Origin of the sequence: Falsirhodobacter halotolerans, assembly GCF_022899245.1 — a bacterium.
In the GTDB taxonomy this organism is placed as follows: Bacteria; Pseudomonadota; Alphaproteobacteria; order Rhodobacterales; family Rhodobacteraceae; genus Falsirhodobacter; species Falsirhodobacter halotolerans.
Genome location: NZ_JALJAZ010000003.1, coordinates 24,210 through 40,739, shown reverse-complemented (window position 1 = coordinate 40,739; position 16,530 = coordinate 24,210). Strand labels below are relative to the sequence as shown.

The following is a 16,530-nucleotide window of genomic DNA, read 5'->3' as shown; positions in this document are numbered from 1 at the left end:
GGCCCCCCCGGCATCATCGTTCGCCCCAGCATCGAACGGAGGGGCCGCATGTCGCGCTGGCAATGGATCTGGAGCAGGATAACACGCCGCTTGTGGTTGCGCGCCACGCTGATCGGTCTGCTGGGCGTGGCCACGGCCATTCTGGCGGCGGTAGTGGAGCGGTTCATCCCCTGGCAATTGCCGGGGGCAATCGCGGCGAATTCGGTCGACAACCTTTTGAACATCATCGCCTCCAGCATGTTGGCGGTCACGACCTTCTCGCTCAGCGTGGCCACCTCGGCCTATGGGTCGGCCACGACGAACGTGACGCCCCGTGCCACGCGCCTGCTGATGGAAGATCGCCTGACGCAGAACGTCCTGTCCACCTTCGTCGGATCCTTCCTGTTCGCCATCGTCGGGATCATCATGCTGACCACCGGGGCCTACGGCGATCGCGGGCGGCTGGTCCTGTTCGCGGCCACCATCGGGGTGGTCGCGCTGATCGTGGTGACGCTGTTGCGGTGGATCGATCATCTGACGCGGCTGGGACGCGTGGGCGACACGAACCAACGGGTGGAGGATGCGACGCGCCGCGCGATCGTCGGGCGGCAGACGGCCCCCTGGCTGGGCGGGCATCCCCTGCCCGACGGTGCCCCCGCCCTGCCCCATGCGATCACCGGCAGGAAAATCGGATACCTTCAGCATATCGACATGGCCCATCTGTCGGACTGGGCCGAGGACAAGGGCGCGCGGGTGCATGTGGCGCGCATTCCGGGGGCCTTCATCTTTCCGCACACCGTTCTGGCCCGCACCGATATCGCCCCGGACGAGGATGACGACCTGGCCGCCGCCTTCACCATCGAGGCGGAGCGCAGCTATGATCAGGATCCGCGCTTCGGCCTTGTGGTCATGGCCGAAATCGCCTCGCGCGCGCTGTCGCCCGCCGTGAACGATCCGGGCACCGCGATCGACATCATCGGACGCTGCAGCCGCCTTCTGGCCTTGTGGGGCGAGGATCCGACCGCGGATGAGATCGCCCATCCCGCGGTCTTCGTGCCGCCCATCACCGACGACGACATGCTGGCCGACGCCTTCGGACCGATCGCCCGCGACGGCGCCGCCGTGATCGAGGTGCAGTTGCGTCTGCAAAAGACCCTTGCCGCCCTGTCTGTCATGGGCCGCCCGACCTTCAGCGCGGCGGCGGCGCGGCAATCGGATCTGGCCTTGTCGCGCGCCCTGGCCGCCATGGAGTTCGCCCCGGATCAGGCCCGCGTCACCGCCGCCGCATCCGCCGTTGCGCCGGGCCGTCCGCTTGGGTCATAGTGCACGGAAAACAGGGAGAGATCGCCGTGGACATGTGGATCGAATCCGCCCTCGACCTTGTCGGACAAAATCTGGCATTGGTCGTTCTGGCGATCATTCTGGCCTTCGCCATCGGCTCTGCGGTCCGCATCGTGCCGCAATCCGAAAAGTTCGTGGTGGAGCGGTTCGGGCGGCTGCGTTCGGTCCTGGGTCCGGGCATCAACATCATCGTGCCGTTCATCGACAAGGTGGCGCACCGCATTTCCATCCTCGAACGCCAGCTGCCCACCAATTCCCAGGATGCGATCACGGCGGACAACGTGCTGGTGCAGGTGGACAGCAGCGTCTTCTATCGCATCATCGAACCGGAAAAGACGGTCTATCGCATCCGCGACATCGACGCGGCCATCGCCACCACCGTGGCGGGCATCGTCCGGTCCGAAATCGGCACGCTGGAACTGGATCAGGTCCAGTCCAACCGCGCCCAACTGATTGCGCGCGTGCGGGAATCGCTGGCCAACATCGTCGATGATTGGGGGATCGAGGTGACGCGGGCCGAAATCCTCGACGTCAATCTGGACGAGGCGACCCGCGCGGCCATGCTGCAGCAACTGAACGCCGAACGTGCCCGCCGCGCGCAGGTGACCGAGGCGGAGGGCCGCCGCCGCGCCACCGAGCTGGCCGCCGACGCCGACCTTTACGCCGCCGAACAGCAGGCCAAGGCCAAACGCATTCTGGCGGACGCCGAAGCCTATGCCACCACCGCCATTGCCGAGGCGATTTCCCGCAACGGGCTGGAGGCCGCGCAATATCAGGTGGCGATGCGGCAGGTGGAGGCCCTGTCCGACGTGGCGCAAGGCGATGGCAAGCAGACCATCCTTCTGCCCGCCGCCGCGCTGGAGGCGTTTTCCAACGCATTCCGCATGTTCGGGGGGAAAGCGTGATGCTGAACGGCTGGCTGTGGCTGGTCGCGGCGCTGGTTCTGGCGGGGGTGGAACTGATCCTTCCGGCCTGGGTGTTTCTGGGGATTGCCGGGGCGGTGGCGGTGATGGGGCTGGCGCTGCTGTCAGGCCTTTGGACGGCGGACCTGCCCCTGACATTGGTTGCAACGGCGGCGCTGTCGGGCGTGATCTGGATCCTGCTGCGCCGGATGATGGGCGTGACCAAGGGTCAGGTGCGGATCTGGGACCGCGACATCAACGACTGACCCGTCATTCAAGGCGGGGCGACGACGGGCTTTCATCCTTCAGCGCGATGCCCGTGGCCCCGATCCGGCGCGCCGCCCGCATCAGCCAGACGATCTTGGCCGCTGCCTCGGCGATCGACAAACCCCCGCGCCCATGGATGTTCGACACGCAGTTGCGGCGGCTGTCCGGTGTTCCGGGGATCGGATTCAGGGTCAGATAGGCCCCAAGGCTGTCCGACACGCTCAGCCCCGGGCGTTCCCCGATCAGCACAAGCCCCATCGCCGCCCCCATCCGCGACGCCACCTCATCCCCCACCGCCACGCGCCCCTGCGCCACCAGCGCCACGGGGCCCAGCGTCAGGTCCGGCGCGGCGGCGGTCAGGGCAGCGATCAGCGGGGCGGCCTGCGTCGTCACCGCGGTGGCCGACAGCCCGTCCGCCACGATGATCGCCAGATCGCAGCCCTGATGGTCGATCGCACCTTCGGACGCGGCATCCAGCCGCCGCCCAAGATCGGGCCTGCGGATATATTCGGCCCGGTCGGCCGCGCGGCTGTGCAGACGAAGGGTCGGGCGGTCCAACGCCCGCGCGAAGGCGTCCCAGTCCACCGTGCCATGGATCGCCGCCCGCGCCCGCGCGTGGCATTCCTGAAACTCCAGCACCGCGCCAAGGGGGGCGGGACCGCCCTTGGGGTCCAACCGCACACGCGACGGGGTCAGGGCCGACAGGCGGGGCACAAGGTCGGTCATCCGGCAATTCCCATACGGCGGGCCATATCTGGCAGCGACGGCGCATCCCCGATCCCCATCCGCGCCAGCCAGGCCGCGAATTCCGGCGCGGGGGCCAGCCCCGTCACCTCGCGCAGATAGCCGATATCCTCGAACGCCAGCGACTGATAGGACAGCATCACGTCATCCGCCCCCGGCACGGTGATGACGAAGTTCACGCCCCCCGCCGCCAGCAGGGTCATCAGAGTGTCCATGTCGTCCTGATCCGCCTCCACATGGTTGGTATAGCAGACATCGACCCCCATCGGCAGGCCAAGCAGCTTGCCGCAGCAATGATCCTCCAACCCCGCGCGGATGATCTGCTTGCCGTCATAAAGGTATTCCGGCCCGATGAAGCCCACCACGGTGTTCACCAACAGCGGATGATATGCGCGCGCCACGCCGTAGGCCCGCACCTCCAGCGTCTGTTGATCCACCCCGTGATGCGCGCCCGCCGACAGGGCCGCACCCTGCCCGGTTTCGAAATACATCGCGTTCTGGCCGACCGTGCCACGGGACAGGCTGCGGGCCGCGTCCGCCGCCTCGGCCAGCACGGCCAGATCGACGCCGAAGCCCGCATTCGCCCCCTGGGTGCCGGCGATCGACTGGAATACCAGATCGACCGGCGCCCCGTCGTTCATCAGGCGCAGCGAGGTGGTGACATGGGTCAGCACGCAAGACTGCGCCGGCATGTCGAAATTCTGGCGCAGATCATCCAGCGCATGAAGGATGCGGGCGCAGTTCGACAGGCTGTCCGAGGCGGGGTTGATGCCGATGACCGCATCGCCCGCCCCTTGCAGCAGGCCGTCCAGCACCGCCACCGCGATCCCGCGCAGATCGTCCGCCGGATGATTGGGCTGAAGACGGGTGGACAGGTGCCCGCGCAGGCCCAGCGTGGTGCGGAACCGGGTCACCACCTCGCATTTGCGGGCGACGCGGATCAGATCCTGATTGCGCATCAGCTTGGAGACCGCCGCCACCATCTCGGGCGTCAACCCCGCCGCCACCGCCGCAAGTTGCGCCGGTTCGGCCGCCAGAAGCCAGTCGCGCAACCCCCCCACGGTCAGTGCGCGCAGCGGCACGAAGGCCGCCGCGTCATGGGTGTCAAGGATCAGGCGGGTAACCTCGTCCATCTCATAGGGGATGAGGGCGACATTCAGAAACTCGGTCAGCGGCAGATCGGCCAGCGCATAGCGCGCCGCCACCCGCGCCACGGGCGAGGCCGCCGCAAGGCCCGCCAGCTGGTCGCCCGACCGTTCGGGCGTCGCCGCCGCCATCAGGGCGGCAAGGCTGGGGAAGGTGAACCTTTCCCCCCCGGCGGTGGCGGCATAGGTGGGCATCAGAACCCGAGCGCCATGCCGTCCTTGCGGCTGTCGGACCCCCCCTCCAGCACATCGCCGATGCGGATGGCCTGCCCGCCGCCCAGAGGGCTGTCCAAAACCTTTACCCGATGGCCCCGCGCCTCCAGATCGGCGCGGATTTCGGGCGGGACGGTCGGTTCCACCTGCAATTCGCCGCCGGTGGCAAAACTGCGCGGCAGGTCCAGCGCGGCCTGAAGATCCAGGCCCTGATCCAGCACAGCCGACAGGAACGCCGCATGACCCGTCGCCTGATAATGCCCGCCCATCACGCCGAAGGGCATCCGGGCCTCTCCTTCATGGGTGACCATGCCGGGGATGATCGTATGCATGGGACGCTTGCCCGGCGCGATGGCGTTCGGATGGCCGGGGATCAGACGGAAGGACGACCCGCGGTTGTGGAACAGCACGCCGGTTTCGGGATCATACAACCCCGAGCCGAACCCGTGGAAGATCGAATTGATGAACGAGATGGCGTTTCCTTCGGCGTCCACCGCGCACAGATAGATGGTGTCCTTGTGCTCGGGCTCGTGCCACAGGACGGGGGTGGCGGCGCGGGCCATGTCGATGCGCGCCTGCAGGGTGGCGATGACCTCGTCGGACAAGAGCCGCTCCACCACGTCCTCGCACGCGGCCGGATCGGCCAGAAGCGCGTCGCGGTGGTGATAGGCGATCTTCGTCGCCTCGGCCAGAACGTGGATGCGGTCCGCCTCGGGCAGGGTTGCCATGTCGAACCCCTCGATGATCTTCAGGATCAAAAGCGCCGCCAGCCCCTGCCCGTTCGGCGGGCATTCATGCACCGTCGTCCCGCGATAGGTGGCGCTGATCGGATCGGTCCAGAAGGCGGCGTCGGTCCCGGCAGCGAAATCCTCCACCGTGTGCAACCCGCCAAGGCCGGCCAGATGCCGCGCCATCGCGGCCCCGGTCGTCCCGCCGTAAAAGCCCGAAGCGCCCTTGTCCGCAATCTCGCGCAGGCGGGCGGCCAACAGGGGCTGGGCAAAACGCGCGCCCACATCCGGCGCGGGCAGGAAATGCGCGGCGGCGTGCGGGTCGGCGGCCACGGTCGCCTGATTGGCGGCCCAGTCCATCGCCACGCGCGGCGTGACCGGAAACCCACCTTCGGCATAGGCGATGGCGCGGGCGAACAGACGCGCCAGCGGCATCGTTCCGTGATCGGCGTGCAACCGGCACCAGGCCGAGATCGCACCCGGAACGGTGACGGCATGGGGGCTGGTCTGCGGGATCGTCTCCGTCACGCCCGCCTCCGTCAGGGCGGCCACGGTGGCGGCGGCCGGGGCGCGCCCCGACCCGTTCAGCGCCTTCACCGCGCCCCCCTTCGGCGCATAGAGGGCAAAGCAATCCCCGCCGATGCCCGTCATCAGCGGATCCACGACGCATTGCACGGCCACCGCGGCGATCGCCGCATCGGCGGCCGTGCCCCCCGCCGCCAACACCTCCAGCCCCGCCGCCGTGGCGAGGGGGTGCGAGGTCGCAATCATCGCACCACCGGCAAGGGTCGATGGGCGGCGGGCGGAAAAGAAGTCGAACATGATCGGACCTTCGGGTCAGCGGATGCGGCAGGATTGCATACGCAACACAAAAGCGACAACGACGTGGCAGGTCAACCGGCCTTGCGCGACCGGCGGCGGGCGGACGTCATCGAAACATCATATCCCCGTCACCCCCTTGTTGCGATCACCCTTCATTGGCAGCGCAACAAAGGAGGGCCGGATGACGCCTCAATCAATCGCGCTGTCGAAAATCGGCAAGAGTTTCGCCGGAACGGACGTGCTGAAGGGCATCGACCTGACGGTCGAACCGGGCGAGTTCCTGTCGCTGGTCGGCATGTCGGGCTGCGGGAAATCGACGCTGCTGCGGATCATCGCGGGGTTGGAAAGCCCCGATCAGGGCACGGTGGCCATCGGTGGGCAAGATGTCAGCCGCGCCGATCCCAGCGACCGGAACCTGGCGATGGTGTTTCAGTCCTATGCCCTTTATCCGCACATGACCGTGCGCCAGAACATCGCGACGCCGCTGCGGATGCGGCGGCTGTCGCTGATGGGGCGTCTGCCGCTGGTGGGGCGTCTGGCCGCCCCCCGCGACACCGTCGCCGCCATCGACGCCGAGGTGGCCCGCGCCGCCAACCTGTTGCAGATCGACGCGCTGCTGGACCGCAAGCCTGCGCAACTGTCGGGCGGCCAACGGCAACGCGTGGCGCTGGCCCGCGCGCTGGTGCGCGACCCGGCGGCATTCCTGATGGACGAACCGCTGTCCAATCTGGATGCGAAGCTGCGCGCACATATGCGGGACGAACTGGCGGCGCTGCACCGCCGTCTGGGCGCGACCTTCGTCTATGTCACCCACGATCAGGTGGAGGCGATGACCATGTCCACCCGTATCGCCCTGATGGACAAGGGCCGCATCGAACAGCTGGGCACCCCCGACGATCTGTATTCCCGCCCCGCGACGCTGACGGTGGCGCGGTTCATCGGCACCCCGTCCATCAACCTCATCCCGGCCGAGGTCACGCCCCAGGGCCGTGTCCGCGCGCTTGGCCGCGATCTGGGTCTGGGCGTTCGCGCCGATGCGGGTCCGGTGACGCTTGGCCTTCGGGCCGAGGATCTGGTGCCCGCCGCGGACGGTTTTGCCGCCCGGATCCTGCGCGCGGAAACCCAAGGGGCGGACCGCTTCGTCACCTGCGCGCTGACGGACGATCTGCGCGTGACGGTGCGTCTGCCCGCCACGACCCCCCTGCCCGACGGCGCGCTGACCCTTGGCTTCGACCCCGCCCGCGCGCATCTGTTCGGGGCCGACGACCGGCGCCTGGAGGTCACAACCCGCGCGGCGGTGGCCGCATGACCGCCGCCCTGGCCCTTCCGACACGCAAGGCGCGCATGGCGCGACGCGGGCTGCTGTTCGCCCTGCCCGCCGCATTTCTGCTGCTGGCGATCTATATCATCCCAATGGTGGTTCTGGCCGGGTTCGCCGTCACCGATTACCAACTGGGCGCGCTGGATGTCAGCTTTGTCGGGCTTGCGAATTTCCGCGCGGCCTTTGCCGATCCGGTGTTCCTGCGCGCGCTGTGGAACACGGTCCTTTACGCGGCACTGGTCATTCCCTTCGGTATTTTCCTTGCCCTTGGCGTGGCGCTTCTGGTGCATGGCCGGACCCGCAGCCGCGCCGTGTGGGAGGTGGCGTATTTCCTGCCCGTGACCGCGACGCTGGTGGCGATGGCGACCGTGTGGCAGTTCCTGCTGCATCCCACCCTCGGCCCGGTGAACGCGGCGATCCGCTGGCTGGGCTTCGATCCGGTGTCCTTTCTGGCCACGCCATCGCTGTTGATCCCCACCATGGCCCTGATCGGGATCTGGCAGGTGCTGGGGTTCAACATGGTGCTGTTTCTGGCCGGTCTGACCGCCATCCCCAAGGATCTGCATGAGGCCGCGCGTCTGGACGGTGCCAAGAACCCCATCGACCGCTTCCTGACCGTGACATGGCCGATGCTGGGGCCGACGACGATGTTCGTCGTGGTCACCACCTCCATTTCCGCCTTCAAGGTGTTCGAGACGGTGGCCGTTCTGACCAAGGGCCGATCGGGATCGGAGACGCTGCTTTACGCCCTGTATCTGGAGGGGTTCGAATATTCCAACACCGGATACGCCGCCGCCCTGACGCTGATCTTCCTTACCATCGTGCTGGTCCTGTCCATCGGGCAGACGATCAAGATGGAACGCAAGGTGCATTACGGATGACCCGTTTTATCCCCCATATCGTCTTGGCCCTTGGCGCGGGCGTCATGCTGCTCCCGTTCTACTGGATGATCCTGACCTCCATCCGGTCCCCGGCCGAGATTTTCGACATCTCCCTCTGGCCCATCCCCCGGGATTTCGCGGGCGGCGAGAATTACGGCCGGGCCGCCGGGCAGGTGCCCATGGCGCGGTTCATGATGAACGGGGCCATCGTCTGCGCGGGCATCCTGATCGTGCAGGTGCTGACGGCCGTCCCCGCCGCCTATGCGCTGGCGAAACTGCGCTTTCCCGGCCGTCGCCTGCTGTTGACGCTCGTCATTGCGGCGCTTTGCGTGCCGATGCAGGCGCTGGCCCTGCCGCTGTTCGTGGGGCTGGCCAAAGCGCAGCTTCTGAACACCTATTTCGCGATGATGGCGCCGTTCTTCCTGTCGGTCTTCGCCATCTTCCTGTTCCATCAGTCCTTCCGCTCCTATCCTGACGAGATCATCGAGGCCGCCCGCATGGACGGGTTTTCCGAGATGGAGATCTGCTGGGGCCTCGTGCTGCGCGGCTCCCTGCCCTCGCTCGCGGCGTTCTCGGTCTTTTCGGTCGTGGCGCATTGGAACGATCTCTACTGGCCGATGATCGTGGTGTCGGACACCGCGCTCGCGCCGCCGCCCTTGGGGATGCTGTTCTTTTCGGACGTGGAATCGGGGGCGAATTACGGCGCGCTGATGGCTGGCGCCACGCTGATCACCGCCCCGATGGTCGTCTGTTTCCTTCTGGCCCGACGCCAATTCATCGCGGGCATCACCATGACGGGGGTCAAATGACCCGCGCATTTTCCGGAGAGTTTTCCATGTTGACCAAACGCCTTACCGCAGGCGCGATCGCCCTTGGGCTGGCCCTGCCCGCCCACGCCCAGGACGTCACGCTGAACGTCCTTTACAACCTGCCGGGCTTCACCAAATTCCACCAGCCGCTGGCCGACACGTTCATGGCGGACAATCCGGACATCGCGATCAACTTCCTCGCCCCCGCTGCGGGCTATAACGAAGGCCAGCAGCAGGTCCTGCGCGCCGCCGTCACGGGCGATCTGCCGGACGTGTATTTCTCGGGCTACAACCTGACGGGGGAACTGGTGCACACGCTGGCCCCGCGCAACCAGATCACCGACCTAGGCCCGTTCATCGCCGCCGAAGATGCGGGCTTCATGGAGACGAACTTCACCCCCAACATGGCCGCCCTGGGTCAGGTGGACGGCGTGCAATACGGCCTGCCGGTCAACGCCTCCTCGCCCATCATGTATGTGAACGCGGATCTCGTGCGCTCGGCCGGTGGCGATCCGGAGAACATGCCCACGACCTTCCCCGAACTGATCGAACTGGCCAAAGCCATCAAGGCGGCCAACCCCGATGCGGCGGGCATGTCCTATGACATCGGCGGCTGGCCGGACGATTGGCTGTGGCAGGCGCTGATCTTCCAGCAGGGCGGCACGCTGGTCGATGCGGACACCGGCAAGGTGGCCTTCGACAACGAGTTCGGGCTGAACGCCCTGACCCTCACCCGCCAGTTCGTGACCGAAGGCGGTCAGGGCGTTCTGGACTGGGATCAGGCGCGCCAGCAATTCGGCGCGGGCCTGACGGGGTTCTTGTTCTCCACCCCCGCCCATGTCCAGACGATCGAGGGGCTGGTGGGTGACCGGTTCCAGCTGACCACCGCGACCTTCCCCCAACAGGACAAGGAACACGGCGGCGTGCCCACGGGCGGCAATTCCGCCGTCATCCTGACGCAGGACGAGGCCAAGCAGCAGGCGGCGTGGAAATACCTCAAATGGATCACGGGGCCCAAGGCGCAGGACACCATCGTCCGCATCACCGGATACCTGCCGACCAACAAGCTGGCCGTGGGCGAAGACTACCTCGCCCCTTATTACGCCGAGCATCCGAACGTGATGACCGCCTCGCTTCAGGCCGATCGGTCCTTGCCCTGGGCCGGGTATCCGGGTGGCGATTCCGTTCGCATCTGGCGCACGCAGCGCGACATCATCGGCACCGTCATGCGCGGTGAGATCACGCCCGAACAGGGTCTGGACCAGATGGTCGAACAAACGAACGCGCTGATGCGCTGATCCCCCCCGTGCGGGGCAGCGCCTGCCCCGCACCCATTCGGAACACCCCCATGAAAATCATCCAGATCACCGACACCCACCTTGTCCCCCCCGGCGGTACGGTGAACGGCGTCAGCCCCGAAACCCAGTTGCGCGCGGTGGTCGATGACATCGGGCGCCGCCATGCCGATGCCGATCTGGTGGTCGTCACCGGCGATCTGTGCAACGACGGGGAACCTGCCGCCTATGCCCTGCTGCGCGACATTCTGGCGCCGCTTGCCTGCCCGGTCCGGCTGCTTCTGGGCAATCACGATCATCGCCCGCATTTCGTCGACGCCTTTCCCGACCAGCCCCGCGATCCGAACGGACATATCCAATCGGTGATGGATACCGATCACGGGCGGCTGTTGTTTCTGGACAGCCATGAGCATGGGCATATCGGCGGGATCTATGGCGCAGACCGTCTGGCATGGCTGGACGCGGCCCTGCAGGTGGAGGGACCGGTGACCGTCTTCATCCACCATCCCCCCGTGATGGACGGCTTGGCCCATTTCGAACATATCCGTTTGCATGACGACGGGGCGGTGCTGGCCCGGCTGACGGCCCATGCGGGCGGCGTGCGCCATATCGTCTTCGGCCATATCCATGTGCCGCTGGCCGGATCGACCCCCGAAGGCATCGCCTTCAGTTCGGGCCAGTCGACGGCGCACCGCTTTGTCACCGATCTGGCCGATCCCGAACCTTACTGGACCGCCGGCCCCCCCTGCTACCGCATTCTGATGATCGACGATCACGGCTTTCGCGCCTATGGCGCCGAGGTGGGGTTGCCCCACACCGCGCGGGCCGCGGTCTGTGCCGGACCCTGAGCGGTCGGGCCCGGACCCGAACGCCGTTGCAATTCCCACCCCGCCGTCGGCATAGTCCCCCTCGGGGGGGGGTATGGCATGGCATCACCGCAGGCGGCGGCACTGACCGTGGCGATGATGGTCGGCGTCGCGTTTTTGAACGCGGCGGATGCCGTGATCGTCCGGGCGCTGGCGGGGCAGGTGCACCCGTTCATGATCGGGTTCTTTCGCGCGGCGTTCGGCCTCATGTTCATGCTGCCGTGGATCCTGCGCCGGGTGGACATGGCCGCCTCGCCCTATCGCGGCCTGCATGTGGTGCGGGCGGGGCTGAAGCTGATGTCGCTGATCGCCCTTTTCATCGCCTATCAACGCGCGCCCTTGCCGGATGTGACGGCCATCGTCTTTTCCCTGCCGTTGTTCGTGATGCTAGGGGCATGGCTGTTTTTGGCCGAGCGGCTGGACGGTGCAAAGCTGGTGGCGCTGGCTTTGGGGCTGGCCGGAATGGGAATCGTTATCCAGCCGGGGGGGCAGGGTTTCGATCCGATGCTGGCGCTGGCACTGGCGGGGGCGGCGCTGACGGCGTCCATCCAGTTGATCCTCAAGCGCATGGGGCAACGCGACACGTCGGACCGGCTGGTGGCGTGGAACCTGGCCTGCATGACCGTGCTGGGACTGGGGCTGGCGGCGATGGTCTGGCAGACGCCGACGGGATGGCAACTGGCCCTTCTGCTGGCGCAAGGGGGCTTGGGCGTGCTGAATCAGGCGCTGGTCACCCATGCCCTTCGCCTGTCGGATGCCAGCTTCGTCGGCCCCCTGGATTTCATCCGCCTGCCCGCCGTCGCCCTGCTGGCCTGGCTGTTCTTCGATCAGACGGCCACCGCCGCGACCTGGATCGGGGCCGCGCTGATCCTGCTTGGGGTGGTGGTCGCGGCCCGCGGGGCGCATCGCCGCGCGGGCTGAAGCGGGATTATCCCACCTTGGGCATCATATCCTGATGGTCGCCCGCGCACAGGTCGTGATTGCCCAGAACCTCGATCACCCGGCATTCGCCCACCGTGCCATGCGCACAGCAGGACAGCATCCGTTCCAGTTCGCGGCGCAGGGCCGTAAGGCGCGCGATCCGCGCCTCCACCTCCGCCAGCCGCTGACGGGCGATCCGGTCGACCGAGGCGCAGGACTGATCGGGCCGGTCCGACAGGCCCAGAAGATCGCGGATCGCATCCAGCGGAAAGCCCAGATCGCGGGCATGGCGGATGAAGGACAGCCGATCGCGCGCCGCGCGTCCATACAGACGCTGGTTTCCCGCGCTGCGCTCCGGCGCGGCCAGCAGGCCGATCTCCTCGTAATACCGGATGGTGGGGACCTTCACCCCGGTCGCGGCGCTCAGTTTTCCGATGGTCAGCATACGACCCCCTTGAACCTCTAGTTGCTAGAGATCCTATCTTCCGATTCGGGCCTTGCAAAGGGGCAGGTCCGAAGAACGGAGCGGACGGGATGCACGAAACACGGCGCGAATGGACGATCAGCGGCATGGACTGCGCCGGCTGCACGCAGAAGGTGACGCGGGCGGTGGACCGGATCGCGGGGGTGGCGGACGTGCGCGTGTCGCTGATGACCCAACGCCTGTCGGCCACCGTGACCCGCGATGCGGCCCCCCGGCTGGAGGAGGCGGTGCGTCGGCTGGGCTATGGCATCGCCGCCCACACCGGAATGGCGGCGCAGGGGGAGTGCGGCTGCGGGCACGATCACGACGCCACGGACGCGCCATGGTATCGCACGGGCAAGGGGCGGCTGGTTCTGCTGACCGGCGGGGTTCTGGCCTTGGCCTGGGCGGTGCGGATCGCGACCACGGGGTCCTTGGGATACGCAGCCTTCGTTCTGGCCTGCCTGATCGGGGTGGCCCCGGTGGCGCGGCGGGCCTTCGCCGCCTTGCGCATGGGGCAGCCCTTCACCATCGAGGGGCTGATGACGCTGGCCGCCATGGGCGCCCTGGCCATCGGCGCGGCAGAGGAGGCGGCGGCGGTCGTGTTCCTGTTCGCCGTGGGCGAGGTGTTGGAAGGTGTGGCCGCCGGGCGCGCCCGTCAGGGCATCCGCGCACTGGCCGATCTGGTGCCCAAGACCGCACAGGTGGAAGAGAACGGCACCCTGCGCACCGTTCCCGCCGCACAGGTGCGTGTGGGCCAGATCGTCCTTGTGCGTCCCGGCGACCGGATTCCCGCCGATGGCACGGTGCAGGACGGCCTCGGCGGGGTCGATGAAAGCCCCGTGACGGGCGAAAGCGTTCCCCGCGTCAAGGGCGCGGGCGACGCCGTCCATGCCGGCTCCATCTCCACCGACGCGGCGCTGCGGATCCGCGTGGACAAAGAGGCCGCCGACACCACCCTTGCCCGCATCATCCGCTTGGTGGAGGAGGCGCAGGAGGCGCGCGCCCCCACCGAACGCGTCCTTGACCGGTTCAGCCGCGTTTACATGCCCGGCATCGTGGGGTTGGCGGCGCTTGTCATCCTGATCCCCCCGCTGGTCTTCGGCGGGATGTGGGAGACGTGGATCTATCGCGGCTTGGCGCTGTTGCTGATCGGATGCCCCTGCGCGCTGGTGATCTCGGTCCCTGCCGCCATCGCCTCGGCCCTGTCGGCGGGCGCGCGACGGGGGCTGCTGCTCAAAGGCGGCGCGGTGATCGAGGCCGCCGCCCGCACGCGGCATGTGGCCTTCGACAAGACGGGAACGCTGACGCGCGGCACCCCCGTGGTGACCGATCTTGTGCCGACAGCGGGTGTGACCGAGGCGGAGCTCATGTCCGTCGCCGCCGGGGTGGAGGGCGGGTCGAGCCACCCGCTGGCCCGCGCCATCCTGACCCGCGCCGGGGGGGCCACGCCCGCCATCGACGCGCGGGCCCTGCCCGGGCGGGGGGCGCAGGCGCAGGTGGGGGGGCGGATGGCTTGGGTCACCTCGCCCGCCCATGCGGCCCAGGCGGGCGGCCTGTCCGACCCTGCGGCGGCCGCGCGGCTGGAGGCAGCGGGCAAGACCGTCGTCGCCGTCTTCCATGATCGCGCGCCCCTCGGCCTGATCGCCTTGCGCGACGAGGCGCGCGAAGATTCCGCCGAAGGGATCCGGCAGCTGGCGGCCTTGGGCGTTTCGGCCACCATGCTGACGGGCGACAATGCCCGCACCGCCGCCGCCATCGCGGGTCCGCTGGGCCTGTCGGCCCGCGCGGGCCTGCTGCCCGAAGACAAGCTGACCGCGATCCGCACCCTGTCCGCAACCGGCCCCGTGATGATGATCGGCGACGGGATCAACGACGCCCCGGCCTTGAAACACGCCTCGGTCGGTGTGGCGATGGGGTCGGGCACCGACATCGCGCTGGACACCGCCGATGCGGCCCTGCTGCGCGACCGCGTGACGGATGTGCCTGCCCTGATCCGGCTGTCGCGCGCGGCGATGGGCAACATCCGCCAGAACATCACCATCGCCCTTGGGCTGAAGGCGGTGTTTCTGGTGACCTCGGTGCTGGGCGTCACGGGCCTGTGGATCGCCATTCTGGCCGATACGGGGGCGACCGTTCTGGTCACGCTGAACGCGCTGCGTCTGTTGCGGATGGACCCCACCCGCATCCGCTGACTTGCCCGCCGGGCACGCGGCGATACCTTTCCCAGTCCATGCCATGTGCGAGGTCGCCCGCGTGCCCCTGATCCTGATCCTCGGCGATCAGCTGACACCCAGCCTGTCCGCCCTGCGCGGCGCCGATCCCGCGCGCGACCGCATCGTGATGGCCGAAGTGGCGGTCGAGACCGATTACGTCCCCCACCACCCCAAGAAGATTGCCCTGATCTTCGCCGCCATGCGCAAATTCGCAGATCGGTTGCGGGATGCGGGCTGGACCGTTCTCTATACCCCGCTGGATGACCCGGACAACGCAGGTTCGATCCCCGCCGAACTGTTGCGACGCGCGGCACAGACGGGCGACAGTCATGTCCGCGCCACCCGTCCGGGCGAATGGCGGCTGATCGCCGCGCTGGAGGCGCTGCCCCTGCATGTGGACCTGCACGAGGACGACCGTTTCATCGCCACCCAAGCCGAATTCGAGGCCTGGGCCGACGGCCGCCGCGAATTGCGGATGGAGTTCTTCTATCGCCAGATGCGCCGCAAGACGGGGCTGCTGATGGACGGCGACAAACCGGCGGGCGGGCAGTGGAACTACGACCCCGACAACCGCAAACCAGCCAAACCCGACCTGTTCATGCCCCGCCCCCCCACCTTCGCCCCCGACGCGACGGTGACGGGCGTTCTGAACTTGGTCGAGGCGCGGTTCCCCCGCAATTTCGGGCGGTTGCGCCCGTTTCATTACGCAACCGACGCCGATCAGGCCGAACAGGTTCTGGCCCATTTCCTGACCGAGGCGCTGCCCCGGTTCGGCGATTATCAGGATGCGATGCTGTCGGGAGAGCGGACCCTCTATCACGCGGTCATCTCCGGCTATATGAACATCGGCCTGCTGGACCCGCTGGACGTCTGCCGCCGGGCGGAGGGCGAATGGCAGGCGGGCCGCGCGCCCCTGAACGCGGTGGAGGGGTTCATTCGCCAGATCCTGGGCTGGCGCGAATATGTGCGCGGGATCTATTTTCACGAAGGGCCGGATTATCCCGCACGGAACGCCCTGGGGCATCGGCGCGATCTGCCACCGCTGTATTGGGGGGCGGAGACACGGATGAACTGCCTGTCCCACGCGGTGCGGCAGACGGCCGAGGACGCCTATGCCCACCACATCCAGCGGCTGATGATCACCGGCAATTTCGCCTTGCTGGCGGGGATCGACCCGGCGCAGGTGCATGAATGGTATCTGTCGGTCTATTTCGACGCCTATGAATGGGTGGAGGCGCCGAACACGGTCGGGATGAGCCAGTTCGCCGATGGCGGGCTGATCGCATCGAAACCCTATGTCTCCTCCGGGGCCTATATCGACCGGATGTCGGATTATTGTGGCACCTGCGCCTATAAGGTCCGGGACAAGACGGGGCCCGACGCCTGCCCCTTCAACCTGCTGTATTGGCACTTCCTGCATCGGCACGAGGACCGGTTCCGCGCCAACCGACGCATGGCCCCGATCTATCGCAATCTGGACCGGATGGGGGCGGCGCGGCGCGACAGGGTCATGTCCGAGGCCGAGGCGTTTCTGGCCCGGATGGATGCCGGAAAGACGGTTTGACCCCTGCGGGTTCACCCGAGGATGTCCGTTCAACCCACGGGCAATGCTGGCGA

The 16,530-nt window shown here is 67.6% G+C and carries 15 protein-coding genes; 11 read left to right on the top strand and 4 right to left on the bottom strand.

Annotated elements, in window-relative coordinates:
- Window positions 1-48 precede the first annotated feature (48 nt).
- Genes MU449_RS14870 through MU449_RS14860 form a run of 3 tightly spaced genes read left to right on the top strand, consistent with a single transcriptional unit; the run spans window position 49 to window position 2,488 of the window.
- Window positions 49-1,302 (top strand): DUF2254 domain-containing protein, encoded by a 1,254-nt coding sequence (locus MU449_RS14870; protein WP_244739457.1) that lies wholly within the window; start codon window positions 49-51, stop codon window positions 1,300-1,302.
- Between the two features lie 32 nt (window positions 1,303-1,334).
- The gene (locus MU449_RS14865) at window positions 1,335-2,225 is read left to right on the top strand and encodes an SPFH domain-containing protein (protein ID WP_244739684.1); all 891 of its coding nucleotides are present in this window, start codon (window positions 1,335-1,337) and stop codon (window positions 2,223-2,225) included.
- On the top strand, window positions 2,225-2,488 hold the full coding sequence (locus MU449_RS14860; protein WP_244739455.1) for an NfeD family protein: 264 nt from the start codon (window positions 2,225-2,227) through the stop codon (window positions 2,486-2,488). The genes MU449_RS14865 and MU449_RS14860 overlap by 1 nt, the downstream gene beginning before the upstream one ends.
- A gap of 4 nt (window positions 2,489-2,492) precedes the next feature.
- On the opposite strand, the gene eutC is transcribed toward MU449_RS14860, so the two are convergent.
- Genes eutC through MU449_RS14845 form a run of 3 tightly spaced genes read right to left on the bottom strand, consistent with a single transcriptional unit; the run spans window position 2,493 to window position 6,141 of the window.
- Window positions 2,493-3,215: an ethanolamine ammonia-lyase subunit EutC gene (gene eutC, locus MU449_RS14855; protein WP_244739454.1), complete on the bottom strand. Its 723-nt coding sequence runs from the start codon at window positions 3,213-3,215 to the stop codon at window positions 2,493-2,495.
- Window positions 3,212-4,573 (bottom strand): ethanolamine ammonia-lyase subunit EutB, encoded by a 1,362-nt coding sequence (locus tag MU449_RS14850; RefSeq protein ID WP_244739453.1) that lies wholly within the window; start codon window positions 4,571-4,573, stop codon window positions 3,212-3,214. The genes eutC and MU449_RS14850 overlap by 4 nt, the downstream gene beginning before the upstream one ends.
- Complete coding sequence (locus tag MU449_RS14845) at window positions 4,573-6,141, bottom strand: gamma-glutamyltransferase family protein (RefSeq protein ID WP_244739452.1); 1,569 nt, start codon at window positions 6,139-6,141, stop codon at window positions 4,573-4,575. Before MU449_RS14845 ends, MU449_RS14850 begins: the two co-directional genes overlap by 1 nt.
- Before the next feature lie 181 nt (window positions 6,142-6,322).
- On the opposite strand from MU449_RS14845, the gene MU449_RS14840 reads away from it, so the two are divergent.
- From MU449_RS14840 to MU449_RS14815, 6 genes are all read left to right on the top strand, one after another.
- On the top strand, window positions 6,323-7,450 hold the full coding sequence (locus MU449_RS14840; RefSeq protein ID WP_244739451.1) for an ABC transporter ATP-binding protein: 1,128 nt from the start codon (window positions 6,323-6,325) through the stop codon (window positions 7,448-7,450).
- Window positions 7,447-8,343 (top strand): carbohydrate ABC transporter permease, encoded by an 897-nt coding sequence (locus tag MU449_RS14835; protein WP_244739450.1) that lies wholly within the window; start codon window positions 7,447-7,449, stop codon window positions 8,341-8,343. Before MU449_RS14840 ends, MU449_RS14835 begins: the two co-directional genes overlap by 4 nt.
- On the top strand, window positions 8,340-9,152 hold the full coding sequence (locus MU449_RS14830) for a carbohydrate ABC transporter permease (RefSeq protein ID WP_244739449.1): 813 nt from the start codon (window positions 8,340-8,342) through the stop codon (window positions 9,150-9,152). Before MU449_RS14835 ends, MU449_RS14830 begins: the two co-directional genes overlap by 4 nt.
- Before the next feature lie 26 nt (window positions 9,153-9,178).
- A complete protein-coding gene (locus MU449_RS14825) occupies window positions 9,179-10,450 on the top strand; it encodes an ABC transporter substrate-binding protein (RefSeq protein WP_244739446.1) in 1,272 nt (423 codons plus the stop codon).
- Window positions 10,451-10,500: 50 nt separating this feature from the next.
- A complete protein-coding gene (locus MU449_RS14820; protein ID WP_244739444.1) occupies window positions 10,501-11,295 on the top strand; it encodes a phosphodiesterase in 795 nt (264 codons plus the stop codon).
- Between the two features lie 78 nt (window positions 11,296-11,373).
- Window positions 11,374-12,234, top strand: coding sequence for a DMT family transporter (locus MU449_RS14815; RefSeq protein WP_244739443.1), 861 nt, complete (start codon window positions 11,374-11,376; stop codon window positions 12,232-12,234).
- A 7-nt stretch (window positions 12,235-12,241) separates the two neighbouring features.
- Here the strand turns inward: MU449_RS14815 and MU449_RS14810 are convergent, their stop codons facing one another.
- Window positions 12,242-12,679 carry a MerR family transcriptional regulator gene (locus tag MU449_RS14810; protein WP_244739442.1) on the bottom strand — a complete coding sequence of 146 codons (438 nt, stop codon included), beginning with the start codon at window positions 12,677-12,679 and terminating at the stop codon, window positions 12,242-12,244.
- An 89-nt stretch (window positions 12,680-12,768) separates the two neighbouring features.
- Between MU449_RS14810 and MU449_RS14805 the strand changes: the two genes are divergently transcribed.
- On the top strand, window positions 12,769-14,892 hold the full coding sequence (locus MU449_RS14805) for a heavy metal translocating P-type ATPase (RefSeq protein ID WP_244739441.1): 2,124 nt from the start codon (window positions 12,769-12,771) through the stop codon (window positions 14,890-14,892).
- Between the two features lie 61 nt (window positions 14,893-14,953).
- Window positions 14,954-16,477, top strand: a complete 1,524-nt coding sequence (locus tag MU449_RS14800; protein ID WP_244739440.1) for a cryptochrome/photolyase family protein — start codon at window positions 14,954-14,956, stop codon at window positions 16,475-16,477.
- Window positions 16,478-16,530 lie beyond the last annotated feature (53 nt).